17 protein-coding genes are annotated in these 22,504 nt (G+C 68.6%); 8 read left to right on the top strand and 9 right to left on the bottom strand.

All coding sequences use genetic code 11. The features are described from left to right. The 3 genes from B0W80_RS24915 to B0W80_RS24905 all read right to left on the bottom strand — a co-directional run. The coding region (locus B0W80_RS24915; RefSeq protein WP_143684771.1) for a DUF6531 domain-containing protein at positions 1–1,598 on the bottom strand (1,598 nt) is incomplete at its 3' end. A 167-nt stretch (positions 1,599–1,765) separates the two neighbouring features. Next, positions 1,766–2,752, bottom strand: coding sequence for a tripartite tricarboxylate transporter substrate binding protein (locus B0W80_RS24910; protein ID WP_077001847.1), 987 nt, complete (start codon positions 2,750–2,752; stop codon positions 1,766–1,768). A 142-nt stretch (positions 2,753–2,894) separates the two neighbouring features. Beyond that, positions 2,895–3,941: an AraC family transcriptional regulator gene (locus B0W80_RS24905; protein ID WP_083745616.1), complete on the bottom strand. Its 1,047-nt coding sequence runs from the start codon at positions 3,939–3,941 to the stop codon at positions 2,895–2,897. 126 nt (positions 3,942–4,067) lie between these two features. Here B0W80_RS24905 and B0W80_RS24900 point away from each other — a divergent pair, with 126 nt between their 5' ends. The 4 genes from B0W80_RS24900 to B0W80_RS24885 all read left to right on the top strand — a co-directional run bounded on the left by B0W80_RS24900 (position 4,068) and on the right by B0W80_RS24885 (position 8,996). After that, complete coding sequence (locus B0W80_RS24900) at positions 4,068–5,714, top strand: fatty acid--CoA ligase (RefSeq protein WP_077001846.1); 1,647 nt, start codon at positions 4,068–4,070, stop codon at positions 5,712–5,714. Positions 5,715–5,777: 63 nt separating this feature from the next. Next, on the top strand, positions 5,778–6,515 hold the full coding sequence (locus B0W80_RS24895) for an acetoacetate decarboxylase (RefSeq protein ID WP_077001845.1): 738 nt from the start codon (positions 5,778–5,780) through the stop codon (positions 6,513–6,515). Between the two features lie 2 nt (positions 6,516–6,517). Further along, positions 6,518–7,480: a 3-hydroxyacyl-CoA dehydrogenase NAD-binding domain-containing protein gene (locus B0W80_RS24890; RefSeq protein ID WP_256856684.1), complete on the top strand. Its 963-nt coding sequence runs from the start codon at positions 6,518–6,520 to the stop codon at positions 7,478–7,480. Between the two features lie 7 nt (positions 7,481–7,487). Next, complete coding sequence (locus tag B0W80_RS24885) at positions 7,488–8,996, top strand: CoA transferase (RefSeq protein WP_218668946.1); 1,509 nt, start codon at positions 7,488–7,490, stop codon at positions 8,994–8,996. Here the strand turns inward: B0W80_RS24885 and B0W80_RS24880 are convergent. The 6 genes from B0W80_RS24880 to B0W80_RS24855 all read right to left on the bottom strand — a co-directional run bounded on the left by B0W80_RS24880 (position 8,993) and on the right by B0W80_RS24855 (position 17,490). Beyond that, positions 8,993–9,298 (bottom strand): hypothetical protein, encoded by a 306-nt coding sequence (locus B0W80_RS24880; RefSeq protein ID WP_077001843.1) that lies wholly within the window; start codon positions 9,296–9,298, stop codon positions 8,993–8,995. The two genes, B0W80_RS24885 and B0W80_RS24880, sit on opposite strands and share 4 nt — an antisense overlap. Before the next feature lie 196 nt (positions 9,299–9,494). Next, entirely contained in the window at positions 9,495–11,711 is a 2,217-nt protein-coding gene (locus tag B0W80_RS24875; RefSeq protein ID WP_077001842.1) for an ATP-binding protein, read from the bottom strand. Between the two features lie 125 nt (positions 11,712–11,836). Next, on the bottom strand, positions 11,837–14,308 hold the full coding sequence (locus B0W80_RS24870; protein WP_077001841.1) for a glycogen/starch/alpha-glucan phosphorylase: 2,472 nt from the start codon (positions 14,306–14,308) through the stop codon (positions 11,837–11,839). Between the two features lie 24 nt (positions 14,309–14,332). Next, complete coding sequence (glgA, locus tag B0W80_RS24865) at positions 14,333–15,793, bottom strand: glycogen synthase GlgA (protein ID WP_077001840.1); 1,461 nt, start codon at positions 15,791–15,793, stop codon at positions 14,333–14,335. A gap of 7 nt (positions 15,794–15,800) precedes the next feature. Beyond that, entirely contained in the window at positions 15,801–17,093 is a 1,293-nt protein-coding gene (gene glgC / locus B0W80_RS24860) for a glucose-1-phosphate adenylyltransferase (protein ID WP_077001839.1), read from the bottom strand. 106 nt (positions 17,094–17,199) lie between these two features. Further along, positions 17,200–17,490 carry a DUF1330 domain-containing protein gene (locus B0W80_RS24855; protein ID WP_077001838.1) on the bottom strand — a complete coding sequence of 97 codons (291 nt, stop codon included), beginning with the start codon at positions 17,488–17,490 and terminating at the stop codon, positions 17,200–17,202. A 104-nt stretch (positions 17,491–17,594) separates the two neighbouring features. On the opposite strand from B0W80_RS24855, the gene B0W80_RS24850 reads away from it, so the two are divergent. The 4 genes from B0W80_RS24850 to B0W80_RS24835 all read left to right on the top strand — a co-directional run bounded on the left by B0W80_RS24850 (position 17,595) and on the right by B0W80_RS24835 (position 22,494). Beyond that, entirely contained in the window at positions 17,595–18,521 is a 927-nt protein-coding gene (locus B0W80_RS24850; RefSeq protein ID WP_077001837.1) for a LysR family transcriptional regulator, read from the top strand. Positions 18,522–18,668: 147 nt separating this feature from the next. Further along, a complete protein-coding gene (locus tag B0W80_RS24845) occupies positions 18,669–19,271 on the top strand; it encodes a (2Fe-2S)-binding protein (protein WP_256856683.1) in 603 nt (200 codons plus the stop codon). Beyond that, on the top strand, positions 19,268–20,263 hold the full coding sequence (locus tag B0W80_RS24840) for a xanthine dehydrogenase family protein subunit M (protein WP_077001835.1): 996 nt from the start codon (positions 19,268–19,270) through the stop codon (positions 20,261–20,263). Before B0W80_RS24845 ends, B0W80_RS24840 begins: the two co-directional genes overlap by 4 nt. 5 nt (positions 20,264–20,268) lie before the next feature. Continuing rightward, positions 20,269–22,494, top strand: a complete 2,226-nt coding sequence (locus B0W80_RS24835; protein WP_077001834.1) for a xanthine dehydrogenase family protein molybdopterin-binding subunit — start codon at positions 20,269–20,271, stop codon at positions 22,492–22,494. The last annotated feature ends 10 nt before the right edge of the window (positions 22,495–22,504 follow it).

Below are 22,504 nucleotides of genomic sequence, written 5' to 3'. Positions count from 1 at the left end.
GTGAGGACGTTGCCCTTGTCGTCGTAGGTAGTGGCCACCGTGCGGCCAGCCTCTGTCACCAAGGTCGGCAGCGAGAAGATCGGATGCCACTGGGTGGTGGTGGTCTGGGCCTGCGGTGTGCCGGCAGCACGCGTCACCGACAGCGGCAGGCGGCGGGCCGTATCCCAGGTCGTCGTAGTGACGACACCCTTGAAGTCGGTCTCGCTCGTGATCAGGCCGTTGGCGTCCTGGGTGCGGGACGCCGCATCGGCTTCGAACTCGCCGGATGGTCGCGACGCTCCCGTGACGGCAAGCTTTCCGTTGGCAGTTCCGTAGATGAAGCGGCGAGTCGTGCTGAGTGGGTCGGTGACGTCGACCCCGCCGGCGGCCTGATAGCGCACCTCGTACCGATTGACCCCGCCGGAGAGTTCAGTGAGGGTGGCACGGCCCACCGCGTCGTAGGCAAAGCTGCCCCAGCGCGCACCGCCTTCGTCGAAGATTCCGGTCAGGGCCTGAGGAAGGGCTTCTTTCTCATAGACGAAACTGCGGGTTCCGCCGTCGGGGTAGGTGACGCCTGCCAGCCGACCCGTGCGATCGTAGGCGTAGCCGATGACGCGCCCATCCGCAGTGATGACGGTGGCCAGTTGGCCGCTGGCGTTGTAGGCGATACGCAAGCTGCGTCCAAACGCATTGGCGACCCTGGCCAATCGGCCACCGATGTCGTAGTCGTAGGTGGTGATCCAGCCGTTGCGCGACGAGGAAGACACGAGCTTGCCCGACGCATCGAAGCGCAGGGTCTGGTCGCCATCGGCGCGGCGGCTCACCCACAATCCGTCCGCGGTCTGCACCAAGGTGTCGGCGCTGTTCGTTGCGGACCATGCCGGGCTCTGTGCGGATCGCACGAAGGTGCGCAGGTAGCCTTCGGGGCTCGTGATGGTGACCGAGCCAGCGGGGTCGGTCGAGGTCACTTTGAGCGCGGCGCCGTGGTTGTGCGACCAGACCTGCCCCAGTCCCACAGAGGGCCGAGACGCATCGAGCCACCACGTACTGCGGTAGATTCGGCTGAAGGACAGCGGGGCGGGGCCGCCGTCGGCGTAGTCGAGTTCGAAGCGGTACTTCTCGCCCGTGGCGGGAAGAATGGGTTGGCCGATGGCCAAACCTGCGCTGCACATCTGACCCGCTTCAGGTTCGGCTACCGGAGCGGGGACGCATGTGTTGCTTGCCGGATCTTCCTTGGTGCCGACACCGCACTTGCAACTGTAGGACGACCAGTCGAGCAGGCTGTTGGCCGGACAGTTCGGTGGCGTCACATGCACGCCGGTGTAGAGGTCGTAGACATTGTTCGCCCCTGCATGACAAACCGGAAAATTGCCTGGGGTCAACCTCACGGACTCATACCCGGCGAGGGGGTTCCAAGACTGCGCAATGGGCAGGAAGGCATCGCACGCGTCTTGCATCGTCGGGTACACGATGGGTCGGCTCGTGAGCGCGAAGCCGGTGGGCGCTGGCTCGGCTGCGAACGCATGGCTACCTGTGCTCAACGCCATCACGAGCGCTGCGACCATGCCGCGGACGCGCAGGCGACGACCCGCGCATTCGCGCGCGCTCGACAACGTCATCTTGATTTCCTCTGGGCCTATTTATGAAAGGCGCAGAGCGTAGTCACCGTCAGCAAGCAAAAGCCGGGATTCAGAACAAAAGTTCAGAATCTCGTAAGCAGGGTTCCCGTGGATGCGCGTAAGGGCAACCATCTACCGCAGGCACGCCGGCCAAGTCACGACATCAGCTAATCCAACGTAATCCCACCCATATCCTTCACCACCTTCCCCCACCGCGCCGTATCCGCGCGCACCAGTTCGTCGAACTTGGCACCCGACAGTCCCGTGGCTTCGTAGCCCAGCTCGGCCATGCTGGCCTTGAGCTCCGGCGTCTGCAGCACCTTGTTGAGCGTGGCGCCCAGCTTGTCGACGATGGGCTTGGGGGCCTTGGCCGGCGCGAAGATGCCGAGCCAGCCGCCCATGCCGGCGAGGTCGGGCAGGCCCGATTCGGTGAAGGTGGGCACGTCCGGCAGTGCCGCGGTGCGCTTGGTGCCGGTCTGCGCGAGCGCGCGCACCTTGCCGCCCTTGATGAGGCCGGCCGCGGAGCCGAGGTCGGCAATGACCGCCGTGATCTGCCCGCCCATCAGGTCGGTGAGTGCGGGGGCCGCGCCCTTGAAGGGCACGTGCATCAGGTCGATCTTGGCTTCCTTGGCGAAGGCGGTGCCCAGCAGGTGGCCGGTGGTGGCATTGCCGTAGGAGCCGAAGGTGGCGCTGCCCGGCTTGGCCTTGGCTGCGGCCGTGAACTCGGCCAGTGTCTTGGCGGGGTTGTTCGCGTTCACCAGCAGCAGCAGGGGCGTGTTGCCGGCCTGGGCCACGGGCTGCAGGTCCTTCGACGGGTCGTAGGGCAGCTTCTTGTAAACGTGCGGATTGATGTTGATCGACGAGCCCGCGGTGAAGAGGATGGTGTAGCCGTCGCCCGGCGCCTTGGCCACCGCGTCGAGCCCGATGATGGCGCCCGCGCCCGGCCGGTTGTCGACGGTGACGGGCTGGCCCAGCGCATCGCTGAGCTTGCGGCCCACCTGCCGCGCGATGGCGTCGACGCCGCCGCCGGCCGCGTAGGGCACGACCATGCGGATGGCGCGGGTGGGGTAGTTGTCCTGTGCGGCTGCAGGGCCGGCGGCCCAGACGCCGGCCGCGCACAGCGCGGCGGCAGTGATGAAAGTGGAACGCTTCACGGTGTGTCTCCAGGGTCGGCAGCCGTTGTGACGGCCGCATCGGTTGAATCCGGATTGTTCTGTCGCAAGGCATGCGCGACCAAGTCGCCTGCCGGTCACAAAGGGGTTCACGCCGGACAGCCGGCCCGTGCCCCGTGAAGCTTCAACGCCTGAAGTCGCTGGGGCTGCGCTGCGTCCAGCGCCGAAAGGCGTGGCGGAAGTTGGCCGCGTCGCTGAAGCCCAGCGTGCCGGCGATGTCGTCGATGCTCATGCGCGTGTTGCGCAGGTATTCCTTGGCCAGGTGGCAGCGCACGTCGTCGAGGATTTCCTTGTACGAGGTGCCCTGCTGCGTAAGGTGGCGGCGCAGCGTGCGCGAGCTCGTGTTGAGCTTGTGCGCCAGGGCTTCCATGTCGTCGAACTGGCCCGGCGTTTCCATGAGCAGGTTGTAGACGCGGCGCGTCACGCCGCTCGCGGTCTTGGCCTCGACCAGCATGCGCTCGCACACCTCGGCGGCCATCGCGACGGTGATCGGGTTGCGGTAGGCGGCCGGCTGGTCGAGCCGCGCGGCCGGGTAGCGCAGCTCGTTGCAGGGCTGGTCGAATTCGCAGTCGCAGCCGAAGTGCCGGCGGTACAGCGCGGCATGCGCCGGCGCCGGGTAGCGCACGCGCAGGCGGCTCAGCTTGAAGGCGGGCCCGAGCATGTCGCGCGCCAAGGTCTGATGGATGCCGAACTGGAACTCGACGAGAAAGCGGTAGAGCGGATCGTCCAGGTCCAGGCCCGACACCTCGTCGAAGCGCCACACGCCCTCGCCGTCTTCTTCGCGAAAGCGCAGCGACACGGCCGGCGTGGCGAGGCGATGGAAGCGCGTGGCCATCTGCGCCACCTCGCGCAGCGTGCTGCAGCACAGCAAGGCATAGCCGTACATGCCGTAGCTCGACACGCGCATGCGGCTGCCCGCGCGAAAGGGCAGCTCGGGGTCGGGCGTGGCCGCCATCGCATTGCGGCACACCGTCATGAACTGGCGGATCGAGGTTTTCAGCGACGAGCTCTGCAGCTCGTCAGCCTGCAGGCCGGTGCGCGCCAGCGCAACTTCGACGGGCACGCCCGATTCGGCCAGCGTCTCCACCAAAATCGCGATCTTGTAGGGGGGATAGACGCGCTCGTCGGCCAGCGGCAATGGCGCGGTGATGGTGTTGGTGGTAGGGAGCACTGTGCTTGCGGCGAAATGGCTGTCCGGAAGTCACCCCATGTTAGCCGCGCCGCACCTGTCGGCCCCCCGGGACTTACTCGCAGAATCCGCCGAGCGGCAACACGCCCGAGCAAGGAGACACGCCCCGTGACAGACGCCCTCATCGAGCGGGCCCCCTCGGCCTACGCCTACCCGCTGCTGATCCGCCAGTTGCTGCATGCACCCCTGGTGCACTCTGGCGAGCAGGAGATCGTCTACCGCGACCTGAAGCGCTACAGCTACCGCACTTTGCGCGAGCGCATCGCCCGCCTGGCCAATGCGCTGTCGGCGCTGGACGTGGGCCACGGCGACGTGGTCGCGGCGATGGATTGGGACAGCCACCGCTACCTCGAGTCCTATTTCGCGGTGCCGATGATGGGCGCCACGCTCATGACGGTGAACGTGCGCCTGTCGCCCGAACAAATCCTCTACACACTCGAGCATTCGGGCGCCAGCGTGCTGCTGGTGAATGCCGAATTCGCCGACGTGGTCGCCGAGCTGAAGCCCAAGCTCACCAAGCTCAAGCACTTCGTTCTGCTGCAGGATGCCGAGGCGCCGCCGGCCGGCACCCTGCCCTTCGCCGGCGAATACGAGGCGCTGCTGGCGGCCGCTTCGCCCGCGCGCGACTTCACAGACTTCGACGAGAACACGCGGGCGACCGTGTTCTACACGACCGGCACGACGGGCCTGCCGAAGGGCGTGTCTTTCAGCCATCGGCAACTGGTGCTGCACACACTGGCGACCATGGGCTTCATGGCATCGGGCCACCCGGGCCAGAACCTGAACCGCGGCGACGTGTACATGCCGATCACGCCGATGTTCCACGTGCATGCCTGGGGCCTGCCCTACGTGGCGACCGCGCTCGGCATCAAGCAGGTGTACCCCGGCCGCTACGACCCGGCCGGCCTGCTCGAGCTGCGGCAGGCCGAGGGCGTGAGCTTCTCGCACTGCGTGCCGACCATCCTGCAGATGCTGCTGAACGTGCCAGCCGAGCAGGCGGGCGACCTGCGCGGCTGGAAGATGGTGATCGGCGGCTCCGCGCTGAGCACGTCGCTCGCGAGCGCTGCGCTCGCGCGCGGCATGGACGTGTGGGCCGGCTACGGCATGTCGGAGACCTGCCCGACGCTGTCGCAGGCGCAGCTCGGCGACGCAATACTGGCGCAGCCGGCAGACGCGCAACTCGCGCAGCGCTGCCGCTCGGGCATGCCGCTGCCGCTGGTCGACATGCGGATCGTCGACCTCGACATGAATCCGCTGCCGCACGACGGCCAGTCCACCGGCGAGATCGTGGTGCGCGCACCCTGGCTCACGCAGGCCTACTTTCACAACCCCGAGGCCTCGGAGGCGCTGTGGGAAGGCGGCTACCTGCACACGCAGGACATCGGCAGCATCGGCCCCGACGGCTACCTGCAGATCACCGACCGGCTCAAGGACGTGATCAAGAGCGGCGGCGAATGGGTGTCGTCGATCGCCGTCGAAGACCTGCTGCTCCAGCACGCGGCAGTGGCCGAGGCGGCCGTGTTCGGCGTCAAGGACGACAAGTGGGGCGAGCGCCCCGTCGCGCTGGTGGTCCGTCGTGCCGGCCAGGACGTCGACGATGCCGCACTCAAGAAGCACCTGATGGCCTTCGTGGACGAAGGGCGGATTTCCAAGTTCGCCGTGCCGTCGACGATCCGCTTCGTCGACGCGATCGCCAAGACCAGCGTGGGCAAGATCAACAAGCGGGCCCTGCGTGAGCAGTACTCCGCCGGTTGACGGCGGGCCGCGTCCGCGCCCATCCTACGAGCCCCAGAGCACCGGAGCCCAGAGCGTCGAATCATGAAGATCGAAGAACTGTTCAAGCAGGTCAGCACGCCGCTGGGTGCACCGGCTTTTCCGCGCGGCCCTTACCGCTTTCACAACCGCGAATACCTCAACATCACCTACCGCACCGACCTGGAGGCGCTGCGCAAGGTGGTGCCCGAGCCGCTCGAAGTAGACGAGCCGCTGGTGCGCTTCGAGGTCATGCGCATGCCCGACACCACCGGGCTGGGCAACTACACCGAATGCGGCCAGGCCATCATGGTGCGCCTGGGCCAGGAGCGCGGCGAGTACCTGCACGCGATGTACGTCGACAACCACCCGGCCATCGCCAGCGGCCGCGAAGTCAGCGCCTTTCCGAAGAAGCTGGGCGCGCCGAAGCTCTACGTCGACTCCGACACACTGGTCGGCACGCTCGACTACGGCACCCTGCGCATCGCGGTCGCCACCATGGGCTACAAGCACCAGGCGCTTCCGGTCGAAGAGGCCCGCGCCGAGATCTGCGTGCCGACCTTCATGCTGAAGCTCATGCGCGGGTACGACCGGCAGCTGCGCATCTGCGAGCTGGTGCGCTCGCAGATCCAGGACATCGAGATCAAGACGGCGTACAAGGGACCGGCGCGGCTGCAGCTGTTCGAGCACGTGCTGGCGCCGATGGCCGACTTTCCGGTACGCGAAGTGGTGGCGGCCAGCCATATCCTGGCGGACCTGTCGCTGACGCCGCCTTCCGTTGTCCATGACTACCTGGCGAAATGACCATGAGCAATGACGACACGGTGCTGAAGCGCTACCGCGAGACCGCCGTCATCGGGGCCGGCGTGATCGGCGCCTCGTGGGTGGCGGTGTTCCTCGCGCACGGCCTGCGGGTGCGGGTGAGCGATCCGCGCGAAGGCGTCGATTCGGAAGTTCGCGCCTACGTGGCACAGGCCATGCCGACGCTGGCTCAACTCGGCGCACCGATGGCCGAGGCCGACTTCGGCGAACGGCTCGTCTTCGAGCCCGACCTGGAACGCGCCGTCGCGGGGGCCGGCCTGGTGCAGGAAAACGGCCCCGAGCGCATCGACTTCAAGCGCGGGCTCTGGCGGCGCATCGAGCAGGCCGCGCCGGCAGAGGCCCTGTTCCTTTCGTCGAGTTCCGCCCTGCCCGCCACCGATCAGGCCAGCGAGATGAGCACGCCGCAGCGCATGCTGATCGGCCACCCCTTCAACCCGCCGCACATCATTCCGCTGGTGGAAGTGGTGCCAGGCAAGGCGACCTCGGCTGATTCGGTACAGGCCGCGGTCGACTTCTCCCGTGCCGTCGGCAAGGTGCCCAAGGTGCTGCGCAAAGAGGTCAGCGGCTTCGTGGCCAACCGGCTGCAGTCGGCCATCTTTCGCGAATGCGTGGCGCTGGTCGCGGCCGGCGTGGTGAGCATCGACGAGCTGGACGACATCGTCACCCATTCGGTCGGCCTGCGTTGGGCGGTGGATGGTCCGTTCGGGTCCTTCCACTTGGGCGGTGGCGACGGCGGCCTGCGCAGTTTCGTGCAGCAGTTCGGCCCCGGCATGGAGAAGCGCTGGGCCTCGATGCAGCGCGAGGTGCGCTTCGACGAGGCCACGACGAAGCTGCTGTTCGAGCAGGCCGACGCCTCCTACGGCCAGCACACGCGAGCCGAGTTGGAAGGCGCACGCGACGCACGGCAGATCGCGATCCTGCAGGCGCTGGCCAAACTGAAAGGCTGAACACACCATGGACCCGACCATGGACCCCACCACCGATGCGATCCGGCGCGCGCTGGCCGCGCCCACGGCGCATGCGGACGGCTTCGACCCGCACGACCACCTGCAAGCCGTGCTCCAGGGCGTCGGCCTCTGCCCCGCGGACAGCGGCGGCGCGATCGAGTTCATCGGGCAAGACCCGATCCTGCCCAGCGTGTTCCGCATCGCATCGGCCGCCGGCATCGGGCTGGCAGCCAAGTCGGTGGCGATGGCGGCGCTGTGGCGTCATCGCGGCGGTAGCGGGCAAGACATCGCAGTCGACCTGCACCGCGCCCCGCATCGCCTGTGCCCCTTCTACGACCGGCAGTGGGAAAAGCTCAACGGTCATCCGCCGCGCAACACGGCCGACCCCGACTCGCCCTTCACGCTCAAGTTCTACCAGGCGGGTGATGGCCGCTGGGTCATGCCGCTGAACCTGTACCCGCGCCTCAAGTCGTCGGCTCTGCGCTTGCTGGGATGCAGCGACAGCGAGCAGGCCGTGGCCCAGGCCATCCGCGGATGGAAGGCGCTCGAACTCGAAGCGGCGGCCGCGAAGGCCGGCGTCGTCATGCCCATGTTGCGCTCGGTCGACGAGTTCATGGACGAGCCGCAGTACCTCGACGTGCTGCGCCCGCTGCCGCTGATCGAGATCGAGCGCATCGGCGACGCCAACCCCGAGCCCTTCGCGCCCAAGCCGCGCCAGCCGCTGGACGGCATTCGCGCGCTGGGCATGGCCCGCGTGATCGCCGGCGCCGGCACCGGCCGCGCCCTTGCCTTGCACGGCGCCGACGTGCTCAACATCTGGCGCCCGGGCGACTTCGAAAGCGACCTGCTCTATGCCACGGCCAACGTCGGCGTGCGCTCGGCGCTGCTCGACGTCGGCAGCAAGGACGGCCACGCCCGCATGCAGCACCTGCTGGCCGACGCGGACGTGTTCTACGCCAACCGCCGGCGCGGCTTTCTCGACCGTTTCGGACTTTCGGCCGAACAGGCGGCCGCGGTACGGCCCGGCATCGTGCATGCGACCGTCAGCCTGCACGGCCAGACCGGCCCCTGGGCCGACCTGCCGGGCTTCGACCAGACCGCCGGCTGCGTGACAGGCGTGATGACGCTCGAAGGCACGCCCCAGGCGCCGAAGCTGCCGACCATCATGGTCGTCAACGACTACCTGGCCGCCTGGCTGCTGACCACCGGCGTGGTGGCGGCCCTCATGCGGCGCGCGAGCGAAGGCGGCAGCTGGCGCGTTCACGTCTCGTTGACGCGGCTGTCGCTGTGGCTCTACACGCTGGGGCTGTTCGACAAGGACTACGCCCATGCGACCGCGAACAGCAAGCCGGCACACGCGTACCTGCCGCCCGAGGTATTCCAGGCCGCGACGGGGCTGGGCGACTACCAGGGGGTGACGGAGCAGGTGCGGATGTCGGTGACGCCGGGCTTCTATGACCCGGTGCTGGTGCCCCGGGCTTCTGGCAAGCCCGAGTGGCGACAGCGCATGGCCTAACGCTTCTGCGAGCCCGAGCCGAACGCGTAACGAGCCAGATCCTTCAAATCACCCTCGTTCTCGATCTCCGCGCTCACGGCCGACAGCGCTTCACCTAGCGCCACCACCGCCACGGCCTTCTTCGGACACAGCCCGAGGCACTTGGTGCGCGTCACTCGCGTGCGCACGGGCGAATCGGCAGACAAGTGGCGCAACTCCTTGATGGCCGATTTGCTGTCGAGATGCCGCGGACCGTTGGAGCGGTCTTCGCAATCTGCGCACACCATGACGATGCGCTTGTATTTGTACGACTCGAGTTTCACCCTGGTCCTCACGCTGAACAAGAACTCCCGAGCGGGAGTCGGATGCCTCTTCTCGGCTTCGAGGCGTTTGCAGCGTACCCGACGGAGCACCGGGACCGGGGTCGCAGCGGCGCGCCTGCCTGTAGGCAGGGCGCCCGAGTGCGGCGCGGGAGCGCGCCATTCCTAGGCCCCGCCATTCAAGCGCTGACCCGAGCGTCTACACCCCCGCCAGCTTCGCCGGAAACCTCGCCGAGAACACCACGTAAGGGTCTGCGTACCTGTAGCCGATGGTGCCTTCGTGCGCCAGCGCGATGGCCTGCGCGATGTAGAGCCCCAGGCCCAGGCCGCTCTTGTTGCGCGTGCCGCTGTCGGGTTGCCGCTTGAAGGCGGAGAATAGATGCGGCACCAGCTCGGGTGCGATGGGCGGCCCGCTGTTGCTGACTTCGAGCACCACGTCGTCGCCCTGGTTCGACAGCTGGACGATCACGGGCTCGCCGGCCGTGCCGTGGTGCCGCGCGTTGCTCACCAGGTTGGTGAAGAGCTGCGCCATGCGGTCGGAGTCGGCGCGTACGGTCAGCGATTTCGGCAGCTCGCGGCTGACCCGCACGCCGGGGTAGGCGATCGCCGCCTCGTCCAGCAGGTCCTCCAGCAGGCGGCTCAGGTCCACGTCGGTCAGGTGGATCTGCAAGCCCAGGCCCGTCTGCAGGCGCGACGCATCGAGGACCTGGCCGATGAGGCGCGCCATGCGGCTGCTGGACGACTGGATGCGCTGCCCCATGCGCGAACCGACCTCGCCGGCGCCCGTTTGCGACTTCTCGAGCACGCGCGCGGCCATGGTGATCGACTGCAGCGGGTCGCGCAGGTCATGGCCGAGCATCGCGAATAGGTGAGTGCGCGCGCGGTGGATCTCGTTCATGCGGGTGGAACTGGCGCGGGCCAGCTCGTCGAGCAGCTGGCGGCCCAGTGCCTGCTCGACGTCGCTCCAGGGGACGCTGGTGCCGCGGACCTCCTGCTTCCACACATCGAAGGAACCACGCGGCGTGAGGCGCGGACCGAGCGGGCCGCTCACATAATTTTTCTCGGGCCTGCCGCCCCATTGGATCGTCTCGATCTGCTCGCGGCGCAGCAGCACGAGGTAGCCCTGCGATTGCTCGTCGAAGCGCAGGGCCATCAGCCCGGTCCACGGGCCGCAGATCGAAGCCAGCTCCTGCGCCAGTTCGGCCACCGCGTGCGTCTGCAGCAGGTCGCCCTTGGGTGCCGTGGGCCCGCCGAGCCAGCGCACGATGCGCGAGGCCGTCTCGGGCTGCAAGTTGCCGTGCACGTGCAGCTTGGCGTCCTCGGCGACCAGCAGGGCATCGGCGCCGAAGGCCTGCGCGATCGGCTCGGCCAGGCCCGCGAGCGCCGCGGTCGAATCCTCGGCGTGCAGCACGGCCTCGATGAGGCGGGCACGAAGCTTGGCCGCGTCGTCCGTGCGGCGCGCCTGCTCGCGCGCCAGCTGGCTCTGCACGTTGGCCGCCAGCACCTGGCCCAGCACGTCGCAGGCCATGCGGATGGAGTAAGGCACCTGGATCGCCGAGCGATGGTGGCAGGCCAGGAGCCCCCAGAGCTTGCCGTTGACCACGACCGAGATGCTCATCGATGCGCCGACACCCATGTTGCGCAGGTACTCGATGTGGATCGGCGACACGCTGCGCAGCACGCAATGGCTCATGTCCAGCGGTGGCAGGTCCGCACCGGCGGCCACCACGCCGACCGGCGCGGCCTTGACGTCGGCGATCAGCCGCAGGGAATTGATCACGTACAGGCGGCGCGCCTGCGCCGGGATGTCGCTGGCCGGATAGCGGCGCCCCTGGAACGGCTCGAGCGCGTCGTGCCTGGCCTCCGCGACAACTTCGCCGCTGTCGTCGTGCAGGAAGCGATAGGCCATGACGCGGTCGAAGCCGGTGAGGTCGCGCACGGCCTCGACGGCCAGGCCCAGCAGCGACTCGATGCTGCGCTGGCGCTTGAGCCGGTCCATCAGGCGGTGCGCCTTCAGCGCGAAATCACCCACCTCGTCGCGCGAGGCCGGGCGCAGCTCGAATTCGGCGATGACCTGCTCGGCCATGCGATGCACGATGACGTCGAAGGTCTGTCCGCCCAGGTGCGCCTCGCCGGCCTGGGGCTGGCCCTCCGCATCGTCGCGCGCGGCGTCGAGCAGCGCATCGACGTCGGGGTCGCCGCCGAAATGGCTGGGCGCGACGGTCTCGCCGGGCGCCGGCACCGCAACGCCCAGCAGCGCAGCCGCATTCGACGTGACATGCGTGGCGCGGCCCTGGTCGTCAAAGGCGAAGAGCGCCCCGTGCGGCTGGACGAGGCCCGGAATGTGGATGGGCTCCCGGTCGCAGTTGTCGAGCGTGACCGGGGCGTTGGGCTGAATCTGGGAGGGGACCGTCAAGGCTGCAAATCGGAGATTGCCTAAGAGTCTATCCAACCGATTTACGGGCAGGAATGTCTTTTGACCTTGACAGAGGGATTCTCCAACGCTACCCCGGACCCTCCAGGGCAGCGGTCAGGCAGCGGTCAGGCCAACCCGACCGGGCGCGTATGCCAGATTTCGTGCGCGTACTGCGCGATCGTCCGGTCCGACGAGAACCCGCCCATGCCCGCCACGTTGAGGATCGCCATGCGCATCCAGGCATCGGGCTGGCGGTACAGGGCATCGACCTTGTCCTGTGTCTCGATGTAGCTGGCGTAGTCGGCCAGCAGCAGATACTGGTCGCCCCAGTTCACGAGCGCGTCGTAGATCTCCTGGTAGCGCGTCGGCTCGGCCGGCGAGAACACGCCGTCGCGGATGGCGTCGAGTGCGCGGCGCAACTGGGGGTCGGACTCGTAGATGGCGCGCGGCTGGTAGCCGCGGGTGCGGATCTCGGCCACCTGCGGCGTGGTGTTGCCGAAGATGAAGATGTTCTCGGGGCCTACGCCCTCGCGCATCTCGACGTTGGCGCCGTCGAGGGTGCCGATGGTCAGCGCACCGTTCAGCGCGAACTTCATGTTGCCGGTGCCCGAAGCCTCGGTGCCGGCCGTCGAGATCTGCTCCGACAGGTCGGCCGCCGGCATGATGATCTCGGCCAGGCTCACGCTGTAGTTGGGCACGAACACGACCTTGAGCAGCGGCCCCACCCGGTCATCGTTGTTGACGACTTGCGCCACGTCGTTGATGAGCCGCACGACGAGCTTGGCCATGCGATAGGCCGATGCCGCCTTGCCTCCGAACACCACCACCCGCGGCACGTGGTTGCCCAGGGGCGCGTCGAGGATGCGCTGGTAGCGCGTGACCACGTGCAGCACGTTCAGCAGCTGCCGCTTGTATTCGTGCATGCGCTTGACCTGCACGTCGAACAGCGCGTCGGTGTCGACGACGAGGCCCATGTGCTGCTCGATCCAGTTGGCCAGCCGCAGCTTGTTCTCGCGCTTGGCATGGCGGAACGAGCGCACGAAGGCCGGCTGCTGCGCCATCGGCTTCAGCGCCTCGAGCTGCGACAGGTCGCGCCGCCAGCCGCGCCCGATGCGCGTGTCGAGCAGGGCAGCCAGCGACGGATTGGCTTGCGCCAACCAGCGGCGCGGCGTGACGCCATTGGTCTTGTTGTTGAATCGCTCGGGAAAAAGCTTGGCGAAGTCCGCGAAGATCGACTGCTTCATCAGCTCCGAATGCAGGGCCGACACGCCGTTGATCGAATGGCTGGCCAGCACCGCCACGTAGGCCATGCGCACGCGCCGCTCACCCGATTCGTCGATCAGCGACATGCGCCGCATAAGTTCCACGTCGTTGCCTTGCGCGTGCGCCACGACGTGCAGGAAGCGTGCATTGATCTCGAACAGGATCTGCAGGTGCCGCGGCAGCACGCGGCCGAGCAGCTCCACCGGCCAGGTCTCGAGCGCCTCGTGCATCAGCGTGTGGTTGGTGTAGCTGAACACCTTCTGGGTCTGCGCCCATGCCGTGTCCCACGACAGCTCGTGCTCGTCGATGAGCAGGCGCATCAGCTCCGGTATCGCCAGTACGGGGTGCGTGTCGTTGAGGTGCACGCTGATCTGCTGCGACAGCGTGTCGAAATCGCTGTGGTTGCGAAGGTGGCGGTGCAGCATGTCCTGCACGCTGGCGCTGACGAAGAAGTACTCCTGGTGCAGCCGCAGCTCGCGCCCCGAGGCGGTCGAATCGTCGGGGTAGAGCACGCGCGACACGTTCTCGGAGTGGTTCTTGCTCTCGACCGCCGCGAAGTAGTTGCCGCGGTTGAAGGCCGACAGGTCGATTTCCTCGGTGGCGCGTGCCGACCAGAGACGCAGCGTCTGCGTGGACTGCGTGCCGTAGCCCGGGATGATGGTGTCGTAGGCCATCGCCAGCACGTCGTGCGTGTCGACCCACCGGGCCGCGTCGTGCGAGGCGCCCTTCCCTTCGAGGCGCTGCACGTGGCCGCCGAAGCGCACGCGGTAGGTGACCTCCGGACGCTGGAATTCCCAAGGGTTGCCGCGCGTGAGCCAATAGTCCGGCGTCTCGACCTGCTGTCCGTTCACGATCTGCTGCCGGAACATGCCGTATTCGTACCGGATGCCGTAGCCCATGCCCGGCACGCCGAGCGTGGCCATGGAGTCGAGGAAGCAGGCCGCGAGCCGCCCGAGGCCGCCGTTGCCGAGCGCCGCGTCGGGCTCGCGCTCGGCCAGCGCCTGGATGTCGACACCGAAATCGGCCAGCGCCTGCTTCACAGTGTCCTGCAGTTCGAGCGCGAGCAGCGCGTTGGTAAAGGTGCGCCCGATCAGGAACTCCATCGACAGGTAATAGACCCGCTTGAGCTTCTGGGTGTACTGGGCGCGCGTGGTCGCCATCCAGCGCTCGACGAGCTGGTCGCGCACCGCCATCGCGGTCGCGTGCAGCCAGTCGTCGGGGCTGGCGGCCACCGGGTCCTTGCCGACGGCGTACATCAGCTTGTTGGCCACAGAGCGCTTGAAGGCGGCTACATCGCGGTCGGGATGGTCGTACGTGAAATCGATGGTGGACATAACTCGAACAGTGGAATGGTGTTGTCAGGACAACGCCTTGGCATAGACGTCGAGATAGCGGACCGCCGCATGGCCCCAGTCGGCGGGGCGGGCCATCGCGGTGGCGCGCACCTCGTGCCAATCGGCGGGACGGCGGTAGAGGGCGAAGGCGCGGCGCATCGCGCGGCCGAAGCCGTCGGCATCGAAGGCATCGAAGCAGAAGCCGGTGGCGCGGCCGTCGGCCATGTCTTCCAGCGTGGCGTCGACAACCGTATCGGCGAGGCCGCCGACGCGATGCACCAGCGGCAGGCTACCGTACTTGAGGCCGTACATCTGCGTCAAGCCGCAGGGCTCGAACAACGATGGCACCAGGGTCACGTCGCCGGCACCGAAGAGTCGATGCGCCAGCGGCTCGCTGTAGCCCAGTGTGACACTGACCGAGCGCGGCGAGGCCGACGCCCGTTCGCGGAAGGCCTGCTCCAGCCACGCATCGCCACTGCCGAGCAGGGCCAGCTGGCCGCCCTGCGCCAGCAGCGCGTCGAGCCCGCCGAGCACCAGGTGCAAGCCCTTCTGCTCGGTCAGGCGGCTCACGACCACGAAGAGCGGCGTGTCCGGCGCGGGCGCCAGGCCGAGTTCGGCCTGGAGCGCCGCCTTGCATTTCGCCTTGCCGTCCAAGTGCCCCGCTTCGAAGCCGTGCGGCAACAGCGTATCGGTGGCCGGGTTCCAGACCTGGTCGTCGACGCCGTTGAGGATGCCGCCAAGCACGCCGGCACGGTGGCGCAACAGGCCATCGAGCCCGCAGCCCTGCTCGGGCGTCTGGATCTCGCGCGCGTAGGTCGGGCTCACCGTGGTGATGCGGTCGGCGAAGCTCAGCCCGCCTTTCATGAAAGACAGCTGGCCGTGGTATTCCAGCCCATCGATGCTCCAGGCCGCGGCCGGCAGCCCGAGGTCGGCGAAATGCCACGGCGCGAACACCCCCTGGTAGGCCAGGTTGTGCACAGTGAAGACGCTGCCGACGCGCGGCTGGCCATTGCGCGGCGCGAAGGCCAGGTACGCCGGCGCCAGGGCGGCGTGCCAGTCGTGGGCATGGAGCACCTCGGGCTGCCAGCCGGGGTCGAGCCCGTAGGCGATGCGCGCCGCCACGAAACCCAGCAGCGCGAAGCGTCGGTGGTTGTCCTGGTAGGGCTGCTTCTGGGCGTCTTCGTAAGGGTTGCCCGGCCGGTCGTACAGCTGCGGCGCGTCGATCCAGTAGGCCTGCAGGTCCGGCCCGCCCTCCGACGGGATGCGCCCGCGGCGCAGGCCCACGCGGCTGCCCCAGGGCGCATCGAGCTCGGCCACCTGCACGGCGTCGGCCACGCCGTCACGGATGGCCGGAAAACCCGGCAGCAGCACCCGCACGTCCTGCTGCGCTGCCAGCAAGGCCCGCGGCAGGGCACCGGCAACATCGGCCAGGCCACCGGTCTTGAGAAGGGGAAACAGCTCGGCGCTGACCTGGAGGATCTTCATCCGCGTCCTAGCCGGCGAGCCGCTTGAGCATGTCGCGCGTGATCAGCACCACGCCGCCTTCGGTGCGCTCGAAGCGCGCCGCATCGGCCTCGGCGTCCTCGCCGACGACCATGTCCTCGGGAATCACGCAGGCGCGGTCGACCACCACCTTGCTGAGCCGCGCACCGCGGCCCACCTCGACGTCGGGCAGCAGCACGGCCTCTTCGATCTTGCAGAAGGAATGCACGCGCACGTTCGAGAACAGCACCGAGTCCTTGACGTGCGAGCCCGACACGATGCAGCCGCCCGAGACGATGGTGTTGACCGTCATGCCGTGCTTCCCGTCGCGGTCGAGCACGAACTTGGCCGGCGGCAGCTGCCGCTGGTAGGTCCAGATGGGCCAGTCGGTGTCATAGATGTCGAGTTCGGGCGTGATCGAGGCCAGGTCGAGGTTGGCCGCCCAGAATGCATCAATCGTGCCTACGTCGCGCCAATAGGCCGGGACGTCGGCACCCCGGCGCGCGCGGGTGACGCACGACATGCCGAAGGGGTGCGCCACGGCCCGCCCCTGGGCGACCGTGCGCGGGATGATGTCCTTGCCGAAGTCGTGATCGGAATCCGGGTCGGCGCTGTCTTCCTCGAGCAGGGTGTACAGGTACTCGGAGTCGAAGATGTAGATGCCCATGCTGGCCAGCGCCACGTCGGCCTTGCCGGGCATGGGCGGCGGGTCCGCCGGCTTTTCGAGAAAGGCGGTGATGTTGCGTGCTTCGTCCACGGCCATCACGCCGAAGGCGACCGCCTCCATGCGCGGCACCTCGATGCAGCCGACCGTGCAGCCCCGCCCGTGCGCGACGTGGTCGGCCAGCATGATCGAGTAGTCCATCTTGTAGACGTGGTCGCCGGCCAGCACCACCACGTAGTCGTGCGGGGTCGATCGGGTCTGGATGATGTCGAGGTTCTGGTACACCGCATCGGCCGTGCCGCGGTACCAGTGCTCCTCGCCCACGCGCTGCTGGGCCGGCAGCACGTCGACCATCTCGTTGAGCTCGGCGCGCAGGAAGCTCCAGCCGCGCTGCAGGTGCCGCATCAGCGAGTGCGACTTGTACTGCGTGACCACCGCCATGCGCCGGATGCCCGAGTTGAGGCAGTTGGACAGCGCGAAGTCGATGATGCGGAACTTGCCGCCGAAGTACACCGCCGGCTTGGCCCGGCGGTCGGTCAGTTGCTTGAGGCGGGAGCCTCGGCCGCCCGCCAGCACCAGGGCGATGGCGCGGCGAACGAGTTGGTGGGCCTGAAGATTCGGTTGCGTGTTGCTGTCCATCTCTGCCTCCGTTGGTTTTGGCTTCGGTGGCAGCCTAGCATCTCTTCAGCGCCCGTGGCCGGTTTACGCCGCCCGCGGTGCTTCTCTGCAGCTTCGCGGCAGCGCGTCAGACCCCTTCGATCACCCGCAGGTCGCGGTCCGCCCCGTCACCCAGCGCGACGAGCGCCTCCTGGTAGGCCGGACTGTCGTGGGCGGCCACGGCCTGCTCGACGCTGTCGAACTCGATCAGCACCGTGCGTTCCGCCAGCCCGTGCTCGTAGGTCTTCGCCGGCACGCCGCGCGCCAGGAACCGGCCCCCACCCGCCGTGATGGCCGGTCCGGCCAGCTTGGCATAGGCCGCCAGCTTGTCTGCATCGTGTACGGCGCGATACGCGCTCACCCAATAGGCCTTGGCCATGTCGTTCTCCAGGTTTGAGGGGCGGCCAATATAGCCCGATCCGTCGCCCCGCCGCGCACTGCACGGCGCACTCGGCCATTCCAGATTGATCAACAATGCCGCGGATGGATCGCCTCGAGACCCTGCTGCTGTTCACCCGCATCGTCGACACCGGCAGCTTCAGCCGGGCCGCCGCGATGCTCGACATCCCCCGCGCCACGGCCACCAAGGCCATCCAGGACCTGGAGACGCGCCTGGGCGTGCGCCTGCTCGAGCGCACCACGCGCCAGGTGCGCCCCACCCACGACGGCGCCGAATACTACGAACGCTGCGTCCTCGTGCTCACCGAGCTCGACGATGCCGACGCGTCGCTGCGCCACCTGGCTTCGAGCCCGCGCGGCCGGCTCCGGGTCGACATGCACGGCACGCACGCCACGCGCATCGTGCTGCCCAGCATTCCGGCGTTTCATGCGCGCTACCCCGACATCGAACTGGTGGTGAGCAGCGGCGACCGGCTGGTCGACCTGGTGCGCGAAGGCGTCGACTGCGTCATCCGGGCCGGCAACCTGCGCGACTCGGCGCTCGTCGCGCGCCGCCTGGCCGACATGCCCCAGGTGCTGTGCGCGAGCCCGGACTACCTCGCGTCGATGGGCACGCCGCTCGTTCCGGACGATCTGGCCCGTCACCGCATGGTGAAGTTCTTCGCGAGCAGCGGCAACATCGACTACCCGCTGACGCTGCTCGTCGATGGGGAGGAGCGCAACTTCGACTGCGACGGCTGGATGAGCGTCAACGACGCAGAGAACTACGTGCAGTGCGGCCTCCTCGGCTGCGGCATCGTGCAGCTGCCGCGCTTTCACATCGAACACGACCTGCAGGCCGGCCGGCTGGTCGAGATCCTTCCCGAATGGCAGAGCCCCGTCATGCCGCTGTCGGTGCTGTACCCCGACCGCCGCCTGCTCGCGCCGCGCGTGCGCGTCTTCGTCGAATGGGTGGTCGGGCTGTACGCCGAGGCCTTCGGGCCGGCCAGGCACCCGGCCGATGCACGCTGACCGGCGATCCGGCGCCTGCCGCGCCGCCTGATTGTTGAGCCAGGCGGAATATTGATGTCCGCGCACGGTATTTATCGGCGCGGGGCCGACGGACACACTCGGGCGCTTATGAACAGTACCGAATCCACGAGCCCGGAAGCATCCACCATGCCCCTGCTGCGCAGACGCACCTTCATGATGTCGACCGCTGTTTGCGCACCCATCACGGCGGCGGCGGCCGGCGCGGACGCCACGACCCAGCCTGGCAGCGATGCGCATCGGCAGGAGGTGCAGGTCACCGTCAACGGCAAGCGCCACGCACTGACCTTGCAGCCGCGCACCTCGCTGCTCGACATGCTGCGCGAGCACCTCGACCTGACCGGTGCCAAGAAGGGCTGCGACCATGGCCAATGCGGTGCCTGCACGGTCCACGTCGATGGCCGTCGCGTGGCGTCGTGCCTCACGCTGGCCGTGAAGACCGACGGCCGCGAAGTGACCACCATCGAAGGCATCGAATCGGCCGACGGCACGCTGCATCCGATGCAGCAAGCCTTCATCGACCACGATGCGCTGCAGTGCGGCTACTGCACGCCGGGCCAGGTGATGGCCGCGATCGCCTGCGTGCACGAAGGCCACGCCACCAGCGACGCGCAGATCCGCGAATACATGAGCGGCAACCTCTGCCGCTGCGGCGCGTACGCCGGCATCCTGCGCGCGATTCGCGAGGCCGCGCCGGCAATGGTGCCCGCCAAGGCCGGAGCGTCGTCATGAAGGACTTCGCCTATCTGCGCCCTCGCGACGCGCAAGAGGCCGTGGCCTCGCTGGCGCGGCATCGACCCGGTGCGCGCTTCTTCGCGGGCGGTACCACGCTGTTCGACCTGATGAAGCTGGGCATCGAGACACCGGCCACCGTCATCGACATCACGCGCATCGACGACCTGCAACGCATCGACGCCAGCGCGCGCCGCGAGATCCGCATCGGCGCGCTCGCGACGATGAGCGAGGTGGCCGAGCACGCCGTCGTCCAGCGCGAGTTTCCGGCCTTGTCGGAGTCCCTGTGGAAGGCTGCTTCGCAACAGCTGCGCAACATGGCGACGGTGGGCGGCAACCTGCTGCAACGCACGCGCTGCGCCTACTTTCGCGACGGGCTCGAGTTTCCGTGCAACAAGCGAACGCCCGGCGCCGGCTGCGCAGCCATCGATGGCCTCAACCGCACCCACGCGGTGCTGGGCGGCAGCAGCGCCTGCGTGGCGACCTATCCGGGCGACATGGCGGTCGCACTCGTGGCCTTCGATGCGCTGGTGGACACCCTCAGCCCGCGCGGCGCGCGCACGGTAGCCGTGCGCGAACTGCACCGCGCGCCCGGCAGCACGCCGCACCTGGAGACGGTGCTGGCCGACGACGAGTTGATCGTGCGCATCCGGATCCCGCGCGACGCCGTCGGGCGCGCCTCGACGTACCACAAGATCCGCGACCGTGAGTCCTATGCCTTCGCGCTCACCTCGGCCGCCGTGGCGCTGCGCCTGGATGGCTCGCAGGTGGCCGATGCACGCATCGCCCTCGGCGGCGTCGCGACGCGCCCCTGGCGCGCGACCGAGGCAGAACGCAGCCTGATCGGTGGCAGCCTCACCCGCCGCACGGCGCGGCGCGCGGCGACGCTCGCTTTCGAGGGCGCCCGGCCTCTGTCGCACAACGCCTTCAAGATCGCGCTCGGCATCGAGACGGTGACCGACGCGCTCATGCTGGCCAAGGAAAGGACCTGACACCGATGGCCAAGACACTTTCAACACCAGCGCCCAGACCGATCGTCGGCGCGGAGCGCGTCGATGCGCGCGACAAGGTCCGCGGCGCGACCCGGTATGCCGGCGACGCACGGCGCGCGGGCATGCTGCACGCCGCGCTCGTGTCGTCGACCATCGCGCGCGGCACCGTCACCCGCATCGACACCGAGGCGGCGATGCGCGTGCGCGGCGTGCGCATGGTGTTCACCCACCAGAACATCGGTGCCTTCGACACCGGTGGCTTCCTGATGGGCGGCGGCTTCGGCTTCCAGAGCTTCTACCCCTTGCGTTCGGCGCAGGTGGCCTACCGCGGCCAGAGCGTGGCGATGGTCGTGGCCGAGTCGCTCGAGGCCGCGCGCGAGGCCGCGGCACAAGTGACCGTGGCGTACACGACGACGCCCTTCGTCGCGACGCCGGACGCACCCGGCGCCGAGCCCTTGGCGCAAGCCGCGGTGCTGCCGCAGCCGATGTTCGCCGACCGCCGCGTGGGCGATGCCGAAGCCGCGTTGGCCACCGCCGCGGTAACGGTCGACCTCGACTACCACCTCGCCGCACAGCACCAGAACCCGATGGAAATCATCGCGACCGTGGCCGAATGGGACGGCGACATGCTGACCGTGCAGGAGCCGACGCAGAACGCCGAAGGCGTGCGCCACGGCCTGGCCAAACAGCTCGGCATCGATCCCACCAAAGTCCGCGTGCTCTCCCCGACGGTGGGCGGCGGCTTCGGGCAGAAGAACTCTCTGCAGTCCCACACCGCCATCGTGGCGCTGGCCGCGCGCCAGTTGGGCCGGCCGGTCAAGCTGGTGATGACGCGTGCGCAGCTCTTCCACAACGCGAGCTTCCGGCCGGCGACTCGGCACCGCGTGCGGCTCGGGGCCGATCGCGGTGGCCGACTGGTGACGGCCGTTCACGAGATCGACCAACAGACCTCCAGGCACGACCTCTTTCCGTCGATGGGCACGGAGGTCACGTCGCGGCTGTACGGCGCGCCGCACTACCTGGGCATCGAGCGGCTCGTGCGCACCGATGTGCAGACACCCGGCTACATGCGCGCGCCCTTCGAGCACGGCGCCGCCTATGCCTTCGAAAGCGCGATCGACGAGTTGGCCTATGCCGTGGGACGCGACCCGGTCGCTTTCAGGTTGGCCAACGATGCGGCAGTCGATCCGCTGACGCGCAAACCCTTCTCGTCGCGTCACGCGGTCGAATGCCTGGTGCAGGGCCAAGAGGCTTTCGGGTGGCAGCGCCGCACGATGGCGCCGGGCTCGATGCGTGCGCCCGACGGCAGCCTCGTCGGCTGGGGTGTCGCACTGGGCCTCTACAAGGCCGCCACCGCACCGGCGATGGCGACCGTACGGCTGGCGTCGAACGGCGCGGTGCAGGTGGCGGTCGGCGGCCACGAGATGGGCCAGGGCATCCGCACCGCCATCGCGCTCACCGTTTCGCGCGCGCTCGGGGCGCCGGTGGCGGCCATCGAGATACGCCTGGGCGACACGGCCGCGGCGCCGCAGCACCTCACGGCCGGTTCGTGGGGCACGGCCACGGCATTGCCGCCCGTGATGGAGGCGACCCAGCGCTTGCTGGACGACCTTCGGCAACACGCTGGCGCTGCCGCGACCGAGCCCGGCGCCACGGCGGTCAGCCTGCTGCGGGTCTCGGGCCGCAGCTTCGCGGAAGCGAAGTCGCAACGCCTCGCGCCAGGGCAACCCGAGCAGGCCTTCGGCCGCCTCACCGGCGGCCTGCCGGCGGCAGCGGGCCCGGTCTATCCGGACTTCGTCGGCTTCAGCTTCATCGCGCATTTCGTCGAGGTGCGCATCGAGCCGACCACGCGCCGCATCCGCGTGCCGCGGGTGGTCAGCGTCGCGGACTGCGGCACCGTCGTGAGCCCGCGCACCGCGCGCAGCCAGGTCGAAGGCGGCGTGGTCTGGGGCATCGGCGCCACGCTGCGCGAGGCCAGCGAGGCCGATCCGCGCCATGGCGGCTTCCTCAACGCCAACCTGGCCGAGTACGTCGTGCCCGTGGCCGCCGACATCGGCGAGATCGAGGTCCATTTCGTCGACAAGCCCGACCTGCGCTTCAACGCATCGGGCGCCAAGGGCCTCGGCGAAGTCGCGATGGTGGGCGTGGCGCCCGCCATCGGCAACGCCGTGTTCCATGCGACGGGCAAGCGGCTGCGGCGACTGCCGTTGCGGCTGGAGGATCTTCTGTAGCCTGAGCGAA

Origin of the sequence: Variovorax sp. KK3 (assembly GCF_001984055.1) — a bacterium.
GTDB lineage: Bacteria > Pseudomonadota > Gammaproteobacteria > Burkholderiales > Burkholderiaceae_C > Variovorax.
The sequence above is the reverse complement of the archived record's forward strand: the minus strand, read 5'-3'. Positions and strand labels throughout refer to the sequence as shown.

Excerpts from the sequence above, each read along its gene's own strand:
- B0W80_RS24895 (WP_077001845.1), top strand. The coding sequence starts at position 5,778 with ATGAAGATCGAAGAACTGTTCAAGCAGGTCAGCACGCCGCTGGGTGCA.
- B0W80_RS24890 (WP_256856684.1), top strand. The coding sequence starts at position 6,518 with ATGAGCAATGACGACACGGTGCTGAAGCGCTACCGCGAGACCGCCGTC.
- B0W80_RS24885 (WP_218668946.1), top strand. The coding sequence starts at position 7,488 with ATGGACCCGACCATGGACCCCACCACCGATGCGATCCGGCGCGCGCTG.
- B0W80_RS24870 (WP_077001841.1), bottom strand. The coding sequence starts at position 14,308 with ATGTCCACCATCGATTTCACGTACGACCATCCCGACCGCGATGTAGCC.
- glgA (WP_077001840.1), bottom strand. The coding sequence starts at position 15,793 with ATGAAGATCCTCCAGGTCAGCGCCGAGCTGTTTCCCCTTCTCAAGACC.
- glgC (WP_077001839.1), bottom strand. The coding sequence starts at position 17,093 with ATGGACAGCAACACGCAACCGAATCTTCAGGCCCACCAACTCGTTCGC.
- B0W80_RS24855 (WP_077001838.1), bottom strand. The coding sequence starts at position 17,490 with ATGGCCAAGGCCTATTGGGTGAGCGCGTATCGCGCCGTACACGATGCA.
- B0W80_RS24850 (WP_077001837.1), top strand. The coding sequence starts at position 17,595 with ATGGATCGCCTCGAGACCCTGCTGCTGTTCACCCGCATCGTCGACACC.
- B0W80_RS24845 (WP_256856683.1), top strand. The coding sequence starts at position 18,669 with ATGCCCCTGCTGCGCAGACGCACCTTCATGATGTCGACCGCTGTTTGC.
- B0W80_RS24840 (WP_077001835.1), top strand. The coding sequence starts at position 19,268 with ATGAAGGACTTCGCCTATCTGCGCCCTCGCGACGCGCAAGAGGCCGTG.
- B0W80_RS24835 (WP_077001834.1), top strand. The coding sequence starts at position 20,269 with ATGGCCAAGACACTTTCAACACCAGCGCCCAGACCGATCGTCGGCGCG.